This window comes from Aeromonas sp. 600774, assembly GCF_049175075.1.
GTDB lineage: Bacteria > Pseudomonadota > Gammaproteobacteria > Enterobacterales > Aeromonadaceae > Aeromonas > Aeromonas veronii_A.
In genome coordinates, this window is the sequence record NZ_JAAKUJ010000006.1 from 39724 (window position 1) to 57518 (window position 17795).

The 17795-nt window shown below is 60.7% G+C and carries 16 protein-coding genes; 14 read left to right on the forward strand and 2 right to left on the reverse strand.

From position 1 onward, the window contains the following. Position 1: 1 nt before the first annotated feature. Complete coding sequence (gene torT, locus G5171_RS08060) at positions 2–1048, reverse strand: TMAO reductase system periplasmic protein TorT (RefSeq protein ID WP_337073540.1); 1047 nt, start codon at positions 1046–1048, stop codon at positions 2–4. A 70-nt stretch (positions 1049–1118) separates the two neighbouring features. Here torT and torS point away from each other — a divergent pair, with 70 nt between their 5' ends. Then, positions 1119–3944: a TMAO reductase system sensor histidine kinase/response regulator TorS gene (gene torS, locus G5171_RS08065; RefSeq protein ID WP_216949583.1), complete on the forward strand. Its 2826-nt coding sequence runs from the start codon at positions 1119–1121 to the stop codon at positions 3942–3944. A 48-nt stretch (positions 3945–3992) separates the two neighbouring features. Here the strand turns inward: torS and G5171_RS08070 are convergent, their stop codons facing one another. Beyond that, on the reverse strand, positions 3993–4277 hold the full coding sequence (locus tag G5171_RS08070) for a hypothetical protein (protein WP_201938297.1): 285 nt from the start codon (positions 4275–4277) through the stop codon (positions 3993–3995). A 324-nt stretch (positions 4278–4601) separates the two neighbouring features. Here G5171_RS08070 and glyA point away from each other — a divergent pair, with 324 nt between their 5' ends. The 13 genes from glyA (at position 4602) to G5171_RS08135 (ending at position 17795) form a co-directional block, all read left to right on the forward strand. After that, positions 4602–5855, forward strand: a complete 1254-nt coding sequence (gene glyA, locus G5171_RS08075) for a serine hydroxymethyltransferase (protein ID WP_040068624.1) — start codon at positions 4602–4604, stop codon at positions 5853–5855. A gap of 79 nt (positions 5856–5934) precedes the next feature. After that, positions 5935–6411, forward strand: a complete 477-nt coding sequence (locus G5171_RS08080; RefSeq protein WP_337073539.1) for a hypothetical protein — start codon at positions 5935–5937, stop codon at positions 6409–6411. Between the two features lie 135 nt (positions 6412–6546). Continuing rightward, the gene (nrdR, locus tag G5171_RS08085) at positions 6547–6996 is read left to right on the forward strand and encodes a transcriptional regulator NrdR (protein WP_005338880.1); all 450 of its coding nucleotides are present in this window, start codon (positions 6547–6549) and stop codon (positions 6994–6996) included. 199 nt (positions 6997–7195) lie between these two features. After that, positions 7196–8305, forward strand: a complete 1110-nt coding sequence (gene ribD, locus G5171_RS08090; protein ID WP_005343507.1) for a bifunctional diaminohydroxyphosphoribosylaminopyrimidine deaminase/5-amino-6-(5-phosphoribosylamino)uracil reductase RibD — start codon at positions 7196–7198, stop codon at positions 8303–8305. A gap of 55 nt (positions 8306–8360) precedes the next feature. Continuing rightward, positions 8361–9014, forward strand: coding sequence for a riboflavin synthase (locus G5171_RS08095; protein ID WP_005358459.1), 654 nt, complete (start codon positions 8361–8363; stop codon positions 9012–9014). Positions 9015–9162: 148 nt separating this feature from the next. After that, the gene (ribBA, locus tag G5171_RS08100) at positions 9163–10272 is read left to right on the forward strand and encodes a bifunctional 3,4-dihydroxy-2-butanone-4-phosphate synthase/GTP cyclohydrolase II (protein WP_216979379.1); all 1110 of its coding nucleotides are present in this window, start codon (positions 9163–9165) and stop codon (positions 10270–10272) included. A 203-nt stretch (positions 10273–10475) separates the two neighbouring features. After that, positions 10476–10946: a 6,7-dimethyl-8-ribityllumazine synthase gene (gene ribE / locus G5171_RS08105; RefSeq protein WP_005338866.1), complete on the forward strand. Its 471-nt coding sequence runs from the start codon at positions 10476–10478 to the stop codon at positions 10944–10946. Between the two features lie 14 nt (positions 10947–10960). Then, the gene (gene nusB / locus G5171_RS08110; protein WP_005343514.1) at positions 10961–11374 is read left to right on the forward strand and encodes a transcription antitermination factor NusB; all 414 of its coding nucleotides are present in this window, start codon (positions 10961–10963) and stop codon (positions 11372–11374) included. Positions 11375–11431: 57 nt separating this feature from the next. Then, a complete protein-coding gene (gene thiL / locus G5171_RS08115) occupies positions 11432–12391 on the forward strand; it encodes a thiamine-phosphate kinase (RefSeq protein WP_026034998.1) in 960 nt (319 codons plus the stop codon). Continuing rightward, positions 12388–12882 carry a phosphatidylglycerophosphatase A gene (locus G5171_RS08120; RefSeq protein WP_421251343.1) on the forward strand — a complete coding sequence of 165 codons (495 nt, stop codon included), beginning with the start codon at positions 12388–12390 and terminating at the stop codon, positions 12880–12882. Before thiL ends, G5171_RS08120 begins: the two co-directional genes overlap by 4 nt. Before the next feature lie 487 nt (positions 12883–13369). Then, the gene (locus G5171_RS08125; protein WP_245132875.1) at positions 13370–15094 is read left to right on the forward strand and encodes a dipeptide ABC transporter ATP-binding protein; all 1725 of its coding nucleotides are present in this window, start codon (positions 13370–13372) and stop codon (positions 15092–15094) included. Positions 15095–15164: 70 nt separating this feature from the next. After that, entirely contained in the window at positions 15165–16721 is a 1557-nt protein-coding gene (locus G5171_RS08130) for an ABC transporter substrate-binding protein (RefSeq protein ID WP_164536188.1), read from the forward strand. Between the two features lie 99 nt (positions 16722–16820). Further along, complete coding sequence (locus tag G5171_RS08135; protein ID WP_005343520.1) at positions 16821–17795, forward strand: ABC transporter permease; 975 nt, start codon at positions 16821–16823, stop codon at positions 17793–17795.

Below are 17795 nucleotides of genomic sequence, written 5' to 3' on the forward strand. Positions count from 1 at the left end.
GCTATTCGACCCGATAGACGGGACGAAAAGCGCCATCCGAGAGGGAATCTGCGGGGGCGGCCAGCGGTGCAGAGAGCGTCAGAATGGGTGGCCCCATCACCCGCGGGCACTGCTCGGTATTGGCATCAGGGTGTTGTAGCAGGCAGACAGCCTGAGCGACCGCAAGGCGCCCCTGCAGCCGCATCTGATCGCTGTTGGCGGCCAGGATCTTGCCCCGGCGCAGGCCTCGCTGTACTCCGTGGCTGAAGTAGGTGCTCAGCACCTGGGGTCTGTCGAGATGGCGCTGCGCCAGCTCGTTGACCGCCACTTCGGCGGCGATGGCGCCTCCCACCAGATAGTCGAGGTCGGGATAGCGAGCCAGCGTCTGCTGCACCAGCGTGCGCTGGATTTCCCGGCTGTTGTCGCCGCGCTCGGTGGTGACCAGCTTGATGGCGCTCCCCTTGATGGCGTCGGCAAAGCCCGGCTCGACGAAGTTGTTGCCGCCGCTTGCCTGCGGGCCGGGGAAGAGGGCGACCGAGACCGGCTTGCTGCCGGCGGGGTGACGCTGCGCCAGCCAGTGGCCGATTTGCCAGCCCATCTGGTACCAGGAGACCCCCACCTTCGCCTGCACCAGACCGCTGGGCAGATCGTTGACCAGTCCAAAGACCGGCAGCGGCGTGACCTTGATTGCCTCGCGCAAGCCCTGATAGCTCACCGCGCCGAGCAAGATGGCATCGCTCCCTTCCTGCACGCAGCGCAGCAACTGCTGGCGCTGCTCGGCGAGGGCTCCATAGCCCCCCGCTTCGTGGATCTGCAACTTGACTCCCAGCCGCTTCGCCTCGTCCACCATGCCCTGATTGACCGAAAGCCAGTAGGCGTCGCGCAGATGGGGGTAGAGGGCACAGAGGGTCAGCGGTTTGGTTGCGGCGGCGGGTTCCGGCCACTGCTGGCGCACCGGCTGGCCGCTGAATTCGCCGCCGGGCCAGATATCGACCGCAAAGGCGAGGGCGGCGCGAGGCAGCGTGAGCAACCACATGAGCAACAACGGGGAGAGATAGACGCTTCGCATGGCCAGGGGTTTTGTTAAAGTGTTGGGCCATATTATCCGGTCAAAGCCGACCACAACCAAGGGACTTCCCGTGAGAATCTTTTCCGGCCTGGGTGGCAAGTTGCTGCTGGCCTTCTCCTTGATGGCATTACTCACACTGAGTGCCTCCCTGCTGGGTTGGGTGGGGCTTAGCCATCTGCGCCAGCTGGAGCAAGGGGTGCAGCAGACTCTGGCCGATCAGGAGCTGGCCCGCACGCTCTCTCGCCTCAGCGGCGAGATCCAGAGCGCGTCACGGCTGCTGGCCACCGCAACCAGCGAGCAGGAGCGGGAGCATCAGGGACGCCTGCTCACCCTGCAGGGGCAACAGCTGCAACAGGTACTGGCGCAACTTGGTCGTGGGCAGGGTTCAACAAGCCTCGATCAGCTCAGTCAGAGCATCATCGGCAATCTGGGCCAGCAGGGCTGGCTGGTGGGGGAAAGATTGACCCTGATGGCGCAAGGGGAGGCGCAGCGGGCCCGTCTGGTGGCGGCGGCCGGGCAGATCGCCGAGCTGGCGCGCAGCCAGATGGAGAACGCCGAAACCGTGATGGTGGCGGGGTTGGGTTCCCTCTACCAACAACAAGGTGCGCAGGCGACTCGGACGCTGGACCGCCTGCTGGAGCAGGATCTCGACTGGCTGGAGCAGATGACCGAGCTGCGTCATCGCACCCTGATGCAGCAGCAGCGCATCGAGGAGATGTGGCGCAGCGAACGACAGGAACAGTTGCAAACGCTATTGCAAGAGGGGCAGCGGGAGCTGGCCATCTTGCAACTGCGGGCCGGGGCGGTGACCGACCCGGCACGCCGTCAGGCGGTGGAGCAGGCGCTGACCGTGCTTTCGCAGAGCGACAAGCTGGTGCAACTGCGCAGCGACTGGCTCGGCAAGGGGGAGGCGCTGCGGGTGCTGGCCAATGCCAATGAGGCCCTGATGAGCAGCCTCAACCAGCAGGTCGGAGAGCTGGTCAGCCGTGCCCGCGATTCGCTGGGGCAGAGCCAGCAGGCGCTAAGCCAGCGCCTCAGGCTGCTGGAGCAGGCGCTGATGGCCATTGGCCTGCTCACCCTGCTACTACTGATGCTGCTGATGTGGCGCATGGTCTATGGCCGGATCGTCTGGCCACTGCAACGGGCGGTGGCGGGGATGAGCCGGTTGGCGCGCGGGGATCTGGCCCCCCTTGAGCCGATCGCCAGTACCGGGCGCGATGAGCTGGCGGAGCTGGGGCGGGCCCTGCAGGTGTTTCGTGACAATGCGGTGGAGCTGGGCCGCTATCAGCGCGAGCTGGAGTCGCGGGTCGAGGAGCGCACTGGCCAGCTCAGCCACGCCAACGAGCGGCTCAATGAGGAGGTGGAGAAGCAGCGGCAGGCCCGCGCCGAGGCAGAGCAGGCCAACCGCGCCAAGTCTGTGTTTCTCGCCACCATGAGCCACGAGATCCGCACCCCCATGAACGGCATTCTGGGTGGCCTGACACTGCTGGAAGATACCCACCTGAGCGATACCCAGCAGCGCTATCTGGCCGCCATCGAACACAGTGGCGAATCCCTGCTGGAGATCCTCAACGACATTCTCGACTACTCCAAGATAGAAGCGGGCCATGTGGAGGCGCGCCGCGAACCCTTCCCCCTGTTCCAGCTGGTGGATGAGCTCAGCGCGTTGTTCCGGCCAAAGGCAGAGGCCAAGGGGGTCACTCTGGCGCTGGAATATGCGCCCGAGCTGGCGCCTGTGGTCGAGGGGGATCTGGGCAAACTGCGCCAGGTGCTCGGCAACTTGCTCGGCAATGCGGTCAAGTTTACCGCCCGTGGCCAGATTACCCTGACGGTAGCGCCTCTTGCCTGCCAAGGCCCTTGCGCCGAGCCCTGCATCCGCTTCGTGGTGCGCGATACCGGCCCCGGCATTCCGGCCGATGAGCAGGAGGCGGTGTTCGAGGCGTTTCGCCAGCGCAAGCGTGATATAGGCCATCAGGGCGGCACCGGGCTGGGTCTGGCGATTAGCCGCAAGCTGGTGGCCGCCATGGGGGGCGAGCTTATCCTTGCCAGCGAACCGGGCAAGGGGTGTGAATTCAGCTTCAGTTTGCCGTTGCAGCGTTCGAGCGCCCAGTTGCCTGCCGAGGCGCAACCGCTGCACCTTGGCCAGTCCCGTGACATCCTGCTGGTGGAGGATAACGAGATCAACCGGCTGGTGGCGCAAGGCATGCTGACCCGCCTCGGCCATCGCGTCACCCTGGCGGAGGATGGTCGCAGTGCGCTGGCGCTGGTGACTGAGCGCCCCTTCGAGCTGGCGCTGCTCGATATCAATCTGCCCGATATGGACGGGATGACCCTGCGCGAGGATCTGGCCGCCATCAGCGAGGAGATGCATGAGCGGCCGCTGCCCGCCATCGCCATCTCGGCCCAGATGTATCCGGAGGATATCCGCCACTGCCTTGCCGCCGGGTTTGTCGATTTTGTCGGCAAGCCGGTACGGCTGGCGGTGCTGGCGAACGCCATAGATCAACTATTTCGGCAAGAGGGCGCCGCTATCGAGCCACAGGTGCAGTTATCAGTAGCCGTGCCCCCAACTAACCACCCCGAGTGTGCCAATCCGGTGCTGGATGCCGATCTGCCCCTGCTCGGCATGGCGCGGATCCGTCAGCTGGTCGCGCTGTTTGAGTCGCAAGGGCGGGTGTTGCTGGATAAGTTGGCTCAGGGTGAGGGAAGTGAGCAACGTCAGCTGGCGCACAAGCTCAAGGGGAGTGCGCTGGCGCTGGGGTTGACCGAATTTGCCAGCCACTGTGCGGCTCTTGAGGCGGGAGGCGGGGAGCCTGCGGCAATCGGGGCGCAATTTGACGCGGCGGTGAGCGGGTTGCAGCAGTGGCTGGCGGCCAACAGGGATGCGCCGTTCTGATCCCTGCTGGCGATGCACAACGTTCAGAGGGGGCCAGCCCCTGCGCCGTTATTCGCTCTCGCGAAACAGCACCTGCTTGCACTTGGCACAGACCCATTCCCGGCGAAAATCGGTCAGGTGCACCATGCCCACCTCCAGCAACTCGTGGTGGCCGCAGTGATAACAGAAGATGATGTCGCCATCGACTGATTCAGGGTGGGCCGCCAGATAGTCGGCTTTGGTGGGGAGCTGCTCCCACGAGGTGGTGGGGACATGCTTGCGTTGGCTGGTGTAGTAGACCCAGTAGAACAGAAAAAAGACAGCCAGGATCACGAATGTCAGCAGATGGTCCATCTTGAACTCCTCCGGTTAGGTGCAGCCCCTCGGATGCATGGCTGCAATCAGCTTCATCATCATTAAATTTGTTTCGAATGAATATGTTACAAGATGGATAAAGAGGGCGTTGTGATCCCCTTCGGGTTTTGCCCGCCCGCAGCGGGATGAAAAATGTGTCGTTTGGCGGAGCGGCCAGGGTATTGAACGGGGAGGGAATCTTGCTTTTTACAACATAAATTCAACATTTTTTTAGGTGGTTGGACTGTCTCTTTGATCCAGCTCACGTTACAATGCCCGCGCCCACTTCACCTAACGCGCAAACGATTTTCAGGAGAGAAACGGATGTTGAAACGTGACATGACCATCGCCAATTATGATCCGCAATTGTGGCAGGCCATCACAGACGAAACCCGTCGTCAGGAAGAGCATATCGAGCTGATTGCGTCTGAGAACTACACCAGCCCCCGTGTCATGGAAGCCCAGGGCTCCCAGCTGACCAACAAGTACGCCGAAGGTTACCCCTCCAAGCGTTACTATGGTGGTTGCGAGTATGTGGATGTGGTCGAAACCCTGGCCATCGAGCGTGCCAAAGAGCTGTTCGGTGCCACTTACGCCAACGTGCAGCCGCACTCCGGCTCCCAGGCCAACAGCGCCGTTTACATGGCTCTGCTGCAGCCGGGCGACACCGTACTGGGCATGAACCTGGCCCACGGAGGTCACCTGACCCACGGCTCTCCGGTCAACTTCTCCGGCAAGCTTTACAACATCATTCCCTACGGTATCGATGAGTCCGGCAAGATCGACTACGACGACATGGAACGTCAGGCTGTCGAGCACAAGCCGAAGATGATGATCGGTGGCTTCTCTGCCTACTCCGGCATCGTTGACTGGGCCCGCATGCGCGAAATCGCCGACAAGGTCGGTGCCTACCTGTTCGTCGACATGGCCCATGTGGCTGGTCTGATTGCCGCTGGCGTCTACCCGAACCCGGTTCCCCACGCTCACGTGGTCACCTCCACCACCCACAAGACCCTGGCCGGCCCGCGCGGTGGTCTGATCCTCTCCGCCGCTGACGACGAGGAGCTCTACAAGAAGCTCAACTCTGCCGTCTTCCCGGGTGGCCAGGGTGGCCCGCTGATGCACGTCATCGCCGGTAAAGCCGTTGCCTTCAAAGAGGCGCTGGAGCCGGAGTTCAAGACCTATCAGGCTCAGGTCGTCAAAAACGCCAAGGCGATGGCTGCCACCTTTATCGAGCGCGGTTACAAGATCGTCTCCGGTGGTACCGACAACCACCTGATGCTGGTTGACCTGATCGGCCGCGAGCTGACCGGTAAGGATGCTGACGCTGCACTGGGCAAAGCCAACATCACCGTCAACAAGAACTCCGTGCCCAACGACCCGCGCTCCCCGTTCGTCACCTCCGGTGTGCGGATCGGTACCCCGGCCATCACCCGCCGCGGTTTCAAGGAGGCCGAGTCCATCGAGCTGACCCACTGGATCTGCGACGTACTGGACAACCACGACAACGATGCCGTGCTGGCCACCGTGCGCGAGAAGGTGCTGGATATCTGCCGCCGCTTCCCGGTTTATGGCTGATAAGTCAGACCATCCAGTTTGAGACCAATGCCACCTTCGGGTGGCATTGTTTTTTCTGGCGTTGGGCAACACGAGATGGATGAGATTGAACCACGAAGAGAAGTTACCGAGCGAAGAGGCACACTCCTGCGCAGAGCGGGACAAGGTGCTGGAGGCGGAGCTTCGGCTGGCAATCCGCGCCCAGTATCACTTTCGTGCCAGTGAGCAGGGGCTGCTGGCATGGGATGTACGGCGGTTGGTGCGACTGAGCCGTGATCTGCCGCGGCAGGCGGTGGCATTGAGCGACATTGCCGAGCTTGACCGTGATCACTGGTATGGCCATGGCAGCGCCACTCCTACGGTGCGCAGCGTAGTCGAGCACTGCCAGCTCATCATGGCGGCGGATCTCGCCTACCCGATCATTCTCGACAGCGCCGGTCGGGTGATGGATGGCATGCACCGGATAGGCAAGGCATTGATGCTGGGTCATGACTATATCGATGCGGTGCAGTTTACGGTCGACCCAGCCCCCGATTATCTGGGTTGTGATCCTGATACTCTGCCTTACGACGAGTGAGTTGCCCATTAGTGATAACGAACAGAAAAATCACGCTTTTCCGCTTTTTACCACGGTTGGATGGCCGTGTTACACTGGCCGACCTAGATCCTGGCCCGCCGGGCCGGTCCCTGTTCCATTAACGCCGGAGGTCCGATGCATTGCCCATTCTGTAGTGCGGTTGATACCAAGGTGATCGATTCCCGTCTGGTGGCAGAAGGCCATCAGGTGCGCCGCCGTCGTGAGTGTCTGCTCTGTCACGAGCGTTTTACCACCTTCGAGATGGCCGAGCTGGTGATGCCCCGCGTCATCAAGTCCAACGGCTCCCGCGAGCCGTTCAACGAAGACAAGCTGCGCGCCGGCATCCTGCGGGCGCTGGAGAAGCGGCCGGTGAGCATGGAGGCCATCGAAAAAGCGGTCAACCATATCAAATCCCGCCTGCGTGCCACCGGCGAGCGCGAAGTCGCCTCCGAGCTGGTGGGCAATCTGGTGATGGATGAGCTCAAGAGTCTGGACAAGGTGGCCTATATCCGCTTTGCCTCCGTCTATCGCAGCTTCGAAGATATTCGCGAGTTCGGTGAAGAGATCGCCAAATTGGAGAAATGATGGTATCGGATGGGCAAGTGGATATCCACTTCGCCCCTCTCTACCTCAGGACACGAAGATATTCGCGAGTTTGGCGAAGAGATCGCCAAGCTGGAGAAGTAAACCGCCATTCTCACCCATGTTGCCGCGTCCGATCACGCTGCGCTAATCGAACCTACGATACTGCGTAAAGTCGAGATGTGTTGTCAAAGGAGCCCGAATGTTTAGTCAAGATGATTACCAATGGATGAGTCGGGCCCTCGAACTGGCCCGCCGCGGCCGCTACACCACGGCCCCCAACCCCTGCGTCGGCGCCGTGCTGGTCAAAGATGGCGTGGTGGTTGGCGAAGGGTGGCATCAGAAGGCGGGCGAGCCCCATGCCGAGGTCTATGCCCTGCGCGCCGCCGGTGACAACGCCCGTGGCGCCACCGCCTATGTAACCCTCGAACCCTGCTCCCACCACGGTCGTACTCCCCCCTGCGCCGAAGCGCTGATCAACGCCGGCGTGGCCCGGGTGGTAGCAGCCATGGTCGATCCCAATCCCCAGGTGGGCGGACGTGGCCTGCGGATGCTCTCCGAAGCGGGGATCAAGACAGATTTCGGCCTGCTGGCGAGCGAAGCCGAAGCGCTCAACCCGGGCTTTTTCAAGCGGATGCGTACCGCCTTCCCGCGGGTGACCGTCAAGTTGGGAGCCAGCCTCGATGGCCGCACCGCCATGGCGAGCGGTGAGAGCCAGTGGATCACCTCCCCCGATGCGCGCCGCGATGTGCAACGACTGCGGGCCCGCCACGATGCGGTACTCTCCAGCGCTGAAACCGTGCTGGCCGATGGTGCCTCCCTGACCGTGCGCTGGGACGAGCTTCCCCCCTCGGTCAAGGCGAGCTATCCCAAAGAGACCCTGCGCCAGCCGCTGCGGGTCATCGTCGATTCGCAAAACCGCCTTACCCCGGATCTGCCGCTGTTCCAGAGCGAGAGTCCGGTGCTGCTGGCCCGTCACAAGGCGTCCGGCGAGTGGCCCGAGTGGGTGCAGCAGCTGGAGCTGCCGCTGCTGGATGGCAAGCTGGATCTGGTCAGCCTGTTCATGTTGCTGGCCAAACAGAACGTCAACTCGGTGCTGGTCGAGGCGGGCCCGCGGCTCTGCGGCGCTCTGCTGGAAAAAGGGCTGGTGGATGAGCTGGTGCTCTATCAGGCTCCCAAACTGATGGGTGACGAAGGGCGCGGCCTGTTCCATCTGCCGGGTCTGACCCGGCTGTTCCAGGCCCCCAAGCTTGCCATCAAGGATGTGCGCATGGTGGGGCCGGATATTCGCATTACCGCCAAAATAGCCTGATTTATCAATGTTCAAGGGGGCATAATCAGTCCCCGTCATCAGCAAGGTGATCTGCATGTTTACCGGAATTATCGAAGCGGTGGGAACCCTGGCCGAGCTGCGCCGTCAGGGCGATGACATGGCCCTCACCGTCCACGCACCAGGTCTGGATTTTAGCGACGTCAAACTGGGCGACTCCATCGCCACCAACGGCGTCTGCCTCACCGTGGTGGCGCTGGGCGACAAGAGTTATACCGCCGACGTGTCGCTGGAAACCCTCTCCCGTACCGGTTTTGCCGCCGCCAGAGTGGGCGATCGGGTCAACCTCGAGAAGGCGCTGATGCCCACCTCCCGCCTCGGCGGCCATCTGGTCTCCGGCCATGTGGATGGGGTAGGGGAGGTGAAAAGCGTCTCCAGCAGCGGCCGCGCCATCGAGTACTGGATCAAGGCGCCGGGGGAACTCTCCCGCTACATCGCCGAGAAAGGCTCCATTGCGGTGGATGGCATCAGCCTCACCGTCAACGCGGTGCAGGGGGACCTTTTCCGCCTGACTATCGTGCCCCACACCGCGCAGGAGACCACCATCGCCAGCTGGAAGCCGGGTCACAAGGTCAACCTCGAGGTCGATCAGATCGCCCGTTATCTGGAGCGGCTGATGATGGGCAAGAGTCAGGAGAGCAGCGCCTCCACCCTGACTCTGGACAAGCTGGCCAAGGCCGGTTTTCTCTGATGGTCGGGGTGTTGGCCCCGACCAAAACGATTTTCTGTGATCCCGCTCCGATTGAAATGGGGCCATGCGCCCCAATCTAGAGCAACATACACACGCATTTGCGTTGAGCCTGCGGGCTCAACCCCCAAGCACACTGATGGAGTAGCCCATGGCGCTGAGCACAACCCAGGAAATCATTGCCGATATCAAGGCTGGCAAGATGGTGATCCTGATGGATGACGAGGACAGGGAGAACGAAGGGGACCTCATCATGGCCGCCTCCTGCGTCCGTCCGGAGGATATCAACTTCATGGCCCGCTACGGCCGTGGCCTCATCTGCCTGACATTGACCCGGGATCGCTGCAAGCAATTGGCGCTGCCGCTGATGGTTGATCGCAACAATGCCCAGTTCTCCACCGCTTTTACCGTCTCCATCGAGGCGGCGGAAGGGGTGACCACTGGTATCTCAGCCGCCGATCGTGCGGTGACCGTGCAGGCGGCAGTGGCGCCCAATGCCAAGGCAGCCGATCTGGTGCAGCCGGGCCACATCTTCCCGCTGATGGCGCAGGATGGCGGCGTGCTGACCCGTGCCGGCCACACCGAAGCGGGCTGCGATCTGGCCCGTCTGGCCGGTTTCGAGCCTGCCGCCGTCATCGTCGAGATCCTCAACGAAGATGGCACCATGGCGCGCCGTCCGGATCTGGAGCTGTTCGCCGAGGAGCACGGCATCAAGCTTGGCACCATCGCCGACCTTATCGAGTACCGCAACCAGCACGAGACCACGGTCGAGAAGGTGGCCGAGTGCAAGCTGCCCACCGAGTTTGGCGAGTTTGACCTCATCACCTTCCGCGACACCATCGACAATCAGGTTCACTTCGCCCTGAAAAAGGGTGAGGTGCAGGCTGATCAGCCGACCCTGGTGCGCGTCCACCTGCACGATGTGCTGAGCGATCTGCTGCTGACCGACCGCCATGCAGCACGCAGCTGGCCGCTGCCTAAATCCATGGCCCGCATCGCTGACGAAGGCGGCGTGCTGGTGATCTTGGGAGCGGAAGCACACGGCGCCGAGCTGCTGGCCCGGGTCAAGGGCTTTGAAGCCGCTGACAAGGGACTGGCACCGGAAGGGGCCAAGTGGCAGGGCACCTCGCGCCGGGTTGGCGTGGGTTCCCAGATCCTCAAGGCGCTCGGCGTGAGCAAGATGCGCCTGTTGAGCTCGCCGAAGAAGTACCATGCCCTCGGCGGTTTCGGTCTGGAAGTGGTTGAGTACGTCGGCGAGTAAAGCTCTACCAGAGAAGTACCACCCCCTTCCGGGTGGTTTCGGTCTGGAAGTCGTGGAATTCACCGGTGAGTAAGCGCGCCGGACTGGTTAAATCGCGATCATGGCCGTCTATTGCGGCCATGGTTTTTGTCGTGGGTCTGTTGTGCTAGAATGTGCGCACTTTTGACTCCGGCCCTTTTGATTGCACAGATACAGGATTTCCAATGAAGGTTATCGAAGGAAATATCGCCGCTCCTGAGGCGCGCGTTGCTATTGTTGTTGCCCGTTTCAACAGCTTCATCAACGACAGTCTGGTGAACGGCGCGGTGGACGTACTGAAGCGTCAAGGTCAAGTGCAGGACAGCAACCTGACACTGGTAAAAGTGCCGGGCGCGGTTGAAATGCCATTGGTCATCAAGAAGCTGGCCAAGAGTGGTCAATACGACGCCATCGTGGCGGTCGGTACTGTCATCCGTGGCGGCACCTACCACTTCGACCTGGTGGCAAACGAGAACAGCAAGGGCATGGCCCAGGTAATGATGGAATATGAAATTCCCGTTGCCTTCGGTGTGCTGACCACTGAAAACATTGAACAAGCCATCGAGCGTGCAGGTACCAAGGCGGGTAACAAGGGTGCAGAGGCTGCACTGGCAGCGCTCGAAATGATCAACGTCCTGAAAGAACTGGACGTGTAACGAGGAGAAGTACATTGAAACCGTCTGAGCGCCGTAAAGCCCGCCATTGCGCCACCCAGGCCATCTACCAGTGGCAGATGACCAAGGCTAACGTGGGTGACATCGAAGAGCAGTTCAAGATCGATCAGGACACCAAGGGTGTAGACCTGAACTATTTCCGCGATCTGCTGTTTGGGGTAGCCCTCCACTGCAGCGAGCTGGACAAGGTGTTTGCACCTTTCCTCTCCCGTCCGCTGGAAGAAGTGGACATGGTGGACAAGGCGATCCTGCGTCTGGCGACCTACGAGCTGACCCGTCGTGATGATGTACCGCCGCGCGTGGTCATCAACGAAGCGATCGAGCTGGCCAAAGCTTTTGCTGCCGATGACAGCCACAAGTTTGTCAACGGTGTACTGGACAAGGTGATCAAATCACTGAACAAGCGTTGATCCTGCTGTCCGTCAGCATCTAAGAGAGGAGCCAGCTTATTGCTGGCTTTTTACTGTATGGGTGAATTTGAGCTGATTGATAAGTACTTCAAGGTCCCCCACGCCCGCAAGGACGTGGTGATGGGCCCTGGAGATGACTGTGCCCTGCTGACCCTGCCCCCCGATACCCAGCTGGCGGTAAGCACCGACACTCTGGTGAGCGGCGTACACTTCTTTCCCGACATGGATCCGGTGGATCTCGGCTACAAGGCGCTGGCGGTCAATCTCTCCGATCTCGCCGCCATGGGTGCCGAGCCACGCTGGGTGTCGCTGGCGCTGACCCTGCCTGCCATCAACGAAGGTTGGGTTGCCGGTTTTGCCGAAGGGTTTCTGGAGCTGGCCGAGTACTACAACGTGGCGCTGGTGGGCGGAGACATGACCCGCGGGCCGCTCTCCATCACCATCTCGGTGAAGGGGTCGGTGCCTGCCGGTCGCGCCCTGATGCGCAGCGGCGCCAAAGCCGGTGACGGCATCTATGTGACCGGCACTTTGGGAGATGCCGCGCTGGCGCTTTCCCACCTGCTGGGCAAACGCACCCTCAACGAGAACCAGCTGGCAGCTGTGCTGCCACGGCTCGACCACCCCCATCCCCGCATTCTGGCCGGTCAGGCGCTGCGCGGGCTGGCGGGTAGTGCGCTGGATCTCTCCGACGGTCTGGCATCAGATCTCGGCCATATCCTCAAGGCCTCCGGCGTGCGTGCCCAGATCGATCTCGATCTGCTGCCGCTCTCGCCGGTGTTGCAGGATGCGGTGAGCGAGCAGGAGGCGTGGCAACTGGCGCTGGCCGGTGGCGATGACTACGAGCTCTGCTTCACCGTACCGGAGGAGCACCGCGGCGCGCTCGATACGGCGCTGGCCCACAGCGGGGTCAAGTTCAGCCGCATCGGCCGCATCGTGGCGGGCGAGCCGGGCATCGACTATCTGCGTGGCGACCAAGCGGTCGAGCTGCAACTGAAAGGGTGGGATCACTTCGCATGAGTTTGTTCAGGATAAAGCCCGAGCTGACACGACTGGATCTGAAAAATCCGCTTCACTTTTTGGCGGTGGGATTTGGTTCCGGTCTTAGTCCCAAGGCGCCGGGCACCATGGGCACCCTGGCGGCCATTCCGCTCTATCTGCTGGTGAGCGGGCTGCCGACCTATTGGTTTATCGCCTTGCTGGCGGCGGGTTTTGTTGTGGGGATCCGTATCTGCCAGAGCGCCACCGATGCCATCGGTATGCCGGATCACGGCGCCATCGTCTGGGACGAGGTGATCGGCTTTGGCGTCACCATGATCGCCGCGCCAGCCGGTTGGGAGTGGGTGGTGGCGGGCTTCGCGCTGTTCCGGTTGTTTGATGTGCTCAAGCCCTGGCCCATCTCCTGGTTTGATCACCGGATCCACGGTGGCCTGGGCATCATGCTGGACGATCTGATCGCCGGCCTGTTCGCCCTGTTTTGTATGCAATTACTGGCATTTTGGCTCGGCTGAGAGCCACCTTCCGGGGGATGACCGTTCTGGCATCCCCCGATTTATATCTGCTTAATTTTCATTCATCGGCATATGCTGCCGTTTATCATCCATTTCACATAAATATTCACTACTCATTCGGGGCTGGTGATTGTTTTGGAAATAGTGATAAATGCTGCTTGTTGCGTTGTTGTTGAAATTAAAGTAATGATACCCATAGATGTACGGACGCACCGGCCATTTTTGTGATGAAAATCATCATTTATCTCTGCAGAATTGGTGGTTATCTGCACAAAACATTGCGGAATTGTATAACTCAATCATTTACACCCGTGGTCAAACCGTCTAAGTTACTCGCGGGTTATTCCAAAAAAATGCAAAAAACCCGCCCGGATCGCTGGTTTCGCTGCCTCATGGATTGAGCAAATATTGCCCAAGGTAACAACCGGCATCTGCGGCTGATTTACGGACGAATTATTTGGGACGGATGTCCCCCGCAGAGGTAAACATGTCCTTGCTCGAAGTAAAGAACTTGCGGATCGAGTACCCCTCCCGCTACGGGGTGCTGACCGCGGTGAAGGATCTCTCTTTCTCTATCGAAAAGGGTGAGATTGTCGGAGTGGTTGGTGAATCCGGCGCCGGCAAGTCCACCATCGGCAACGCCGTTATCGATCTCCTGAGCCCGCCGGGTCGCATCGCCCGTGGCGATATCTATCTCAATGGCGAGCTTATCTCCGGCAAGAGCCAGAACGAGATGCGGGCCATCCGTGGCTCCCGTATCGGGTTCATCTTCCAGGACCCCATGACCTCCCTCAACCCGTTGTTCACCGTTGAGCATCAGCTGGTGGAGACCATTCTGGCCAATACCGACCTCTCTCGCGAAGCCGCTTTTGCCAAGGCATTGGAGCTGATGGGGGCGGTGGGTATTCCGCAGCCGGAGCTGCGCATCAAACAGTATCCGCACCAGTTCTCCGGAGGCATGCGTCAGCGGGTGGTTATCGCCATCGCGCTCTCCTGCGATCCGGAGCTGATCATCGCCGACGAGCCGACCACGGCGCTGGACGTCTCCATTCAGGATCAGATCCTCCAGCTTATCCGCGCCCTCTGCAAAGAGCGTCAGGTGGGCTGCATGCTGGTGACCCACGACATGGGCGTTGTCTCCAACGTTACCGACAAGGTGGCGGTGATGTATCGCGGCGATCTGGTGGAGTTCGGCCTGACCGAACAGGTACTGGGCAGCCCCAATCACCCCTATACCCGCAGCCTCATCTCGGCGGTACCCCGCTCCGATGTGAAGCTGGTGCGTTTCCCGCTGGTCTCCTATATCGAGGATGCCAGTGCGCCGGATACCAATATCGACCTCAAGACCCACTGGCTCGGCCAGAGTCAGGACGAGCGTGCCTATGAAGGGGCGCTGCTGCGGGTGGAGAACGTCGATCTGAAGTTCGTCACCAAGGACTCCATCTTCCCGAGCCGCCGCCAGTATGTGCGCGCCTGCAACAACATCAGCTTCGAGATCTTCGAAGGGGAGACCTTCGGTCTGGTGGGGGAGTCGGGCTCCGGCAAATCGACCATTGCCCGCGCCATCACCGGTCTCTATCCGCCTGATACCGGCAAGATTTTCTTCGAGGGGATCGATTTGACCGCCCTCAAGAGCGAGCGCGAGCGTCGCCCGCTGCGCCGCCAGATGCAGATGGTGTTCCAGAACCCCTATTCGTCGATGAACCCGCGGATGAAGGTGCGCGACATCATTGCCGAGCCGATCCGCTTCCATCAGCTGGCGAGCAGCGAGAGCCAGATTGAGGGGATTGTCGGCGATCTGCTGGATCACGTGGGTCTCGGCCGTGGTGCCGGGGTCAAGTATCCCCACGAGTTCTCCGGCGGTCAGCGCCAGCGCATCTCCATTGCCCGCGCCCTGGCCACTCGCCCGCGCTTTCTCATCTGCGACGAGCCGACTTCGGCGCTGGATGTGTCGGTGCAGGCCCAGATCCTCAACCTGCTCAAGGATCTGCAGCAGGAGCTCAAGCTCACCATGCTGTTTATCAGCCACGATCTGCCGGTGATCCGCCAGATGTGCGACCGCATCGGGGTGATGCAGCACGGTCATCTGGTGGAAGTGGCCGAGACCGAGAAACTCTTTACCAATGCCGAGCATGAGTACAGCCGCAAGCTGATCTCCCTCATGCCGGAGTTCAAGGGAATGTCCCGCGAGGGGCTGGAAATCGCAAGCTAGGAGAGCGCCGGTGCGCCGGTCTGCTTGTCAAAAAAAGTGTCATAAGAAAGCCAAAAGCATGGAGAACAAGATGAAGAAAGGATTGTCCAAGATTGCCCTGGCGCTGTTTGCCGCCGGTTTCGCCTTCAGTGTCTCAGCCGCTGATATCAAGGTGGGTGTCGCTTCTGACGCCACTTCGCTGGATCCGCAGGAGCAGCTCTCCGGTCAGACCCTGGAGATGTCGCACCTGGTATTCGATCCCCTGATGCGTTACACCCAGGACCTGCAGTTCGAGCCCCGTCTGGCCGAGAAGTATGAGCGTATTGACGACAAGACCGTCCGCTTCCACCTGCGCAAAGGGGTCAAGTTCCACTCCGGTAACGACTTCACCGCTGACGACGTGGTGTGGACCGTCAACCGCCTGAAATCCTCCGTCGACTTCAAGGCGATCTTCGATCCCATCAGCGAAGTGAAGAAGGTCGATGACTACACCGTCGATCTGATTACCGCCAAGCCCTTCCCGCTGGTGCTGCAGACCGTCACCTACATCTTCCCGATGGACTCCAAGTTCTACACCGGCAAGACTGAAGCGGGCAAAGACAAGGCCGAGATCGTCAAGAATGGCGACTCCTTTGCCTCTACCCACGTCTCCGGTACTGGCCCGTTCACCGTCAAGTTCCGCGAGCAGGGTGTGAAGCTCGATTATGCCCGCAACGCCAACTACTGGGACAAGGCCTCCAAGGGTAACGTCGAGAACCTGACCGTGGTGCCGATCAAGGAAGATGCGACCCGTGTTGCAGCCCTGCTGGGTGGCGACGTGGACATGATCTATCCGGTTGCGCCGAACGATCTGGAGCGCGTGAAGAATGGCAAGGACTCCCAGCTGGTTACCCTGTCCGGTACCCGTGCCATCATCATCGAGCTGAACCAGAACACCAATCCGGCGCTGAAAGACAAGCGCGTGCGTCAGGCGATCAACTACGCCATCAACCAGGTGGGTATCGTCGAGAAGATCAACAAGGGCTTCGGTACCCCTGCTGGCCAGTTGAGCCCGAAAGGCTATGCCGGTCACAACGAGGCGCTGGTGCCCCAATATGATCTGGCCAAGGCCAAGGAGCTGATGAAAGAGGCCGGTTACGAGAAAGGCTTCAAGATGACCTTCATTGCCCCCGCGGCCCGCTACGTCAACGACGTCAAGATTGCCCAGGCTGTCTCCGCCATGCTGGCCAAGATCAACATCAAGGTGGATCTGAAGACCATGCCGGTAGCCCAGTACTGGCCCGAGTTTGACAAGTGTGCCGCGGACATGCAGATGATCGGTTGGCACTCCGACACCGAAGATACTGCGAACTTCTTCGAGTTCCTGACCTTCACCAAGGATGCCAAGACCGGTATGGGCCAGTACAACTGCGCCGGTTATGCCAACGCCGAAGCTGACAAGCTGGTGATGGATGCCAACGCCGAGACCGATCCGGCCAAGCGTGCCGAGATGCTGAAGAAGGTCGAGGCCATGGTGATCGAAGATGCTGCCTACGTGCCGTTGCACTGGGAAGATCTGGCCTATGGCGCCAAGAAGAACGTCGATATCAAGCCGGTAGTCAACGTGATGAACTTCCCTTACCTGGGTGACCTGGTGGTCAGCAAGTAAGAGAACGTCGCAAGGAAGGACGGGGCGGGGTGGTCTGCTGGCCACTCCGCCCACTAACAGAAGCCTGTGCCACGACACAGGCCACGTAGAAGGACAAGCATGTTTACATTCCTGCTGAAACGGTTCTATCAGGCCGTGATAGTGATGTTCGTCATCAGCCTGGTCGCCTTCTCCATCCAGGATAACCTGGGTGACCCGTTGCGCGAGCTGGTGGGACAATCCGTCTCCGAAGCCCAGCGTCATGAGTTGCGCGAGAAGATGGGCCTCAACGATCCCTTCCTCATCAAATACAGCCGCTTTCTGAAAAATGCGGTGCATGGGGATTTGGGCACCTCCTATTTCTTCAAGCGACCCGCTCTCGAGGTGATCCTCGACAAGCTGGTGGCTACCCTTGAGCTGGTGTTTGCCGCCGCGCTCATCATCGTGGTGGTCTCCATTCCACTCGGTGTCTATTCGGCGATCCGCCCGCGCAGCATACCCACCAAGATCATCATGGCGGGGAGCAGTATCGGTATCTCGATCCCTGTGTTCCTGACCGCCATCATGCTGATGTACCTCTTCTCCATCCAGCTGGGCTGGCTGCCAGCCTATGGCCGTGGCGAGACCCGTAACCTGCTGGGCTGGGAGTCGGGCTTCTTCACCTGGGATGGTATCAAGCACCTGATCCTGCCGGCGGTGTCGCTCTCTTCCATCATGTTGCCGCTGTTTATCCGCTTGGTGCGCTCCGAGATGCTGGAGCAGCTCTCCTCCGAGTACGTCAAATTCGCCCGCGCCAAGGGGCTGGATAACAACAAGGTCTACTATCAGCACGCTCTGAAGAACACCATGCTGCCGGTCATTACCGTCGGCGGGGTGCAGATCGGCACCATGGTGGCCTACACCATCCTGACCGAGAGCGTGTTCCAGTGGCCGGGCACCGGCTTCCTGTTCCTTGAGGCGATCCACCGGGTCGATACCCCGCTGATCACCGCCTACGTCATCTTCGTGGGGCTGATCTTCGTGGTGACCAATACCCTGGTCGACCTGCTCTACGGGTTGATTAACCCGACCGTTAACCTGACCGCCAAGGGGTAA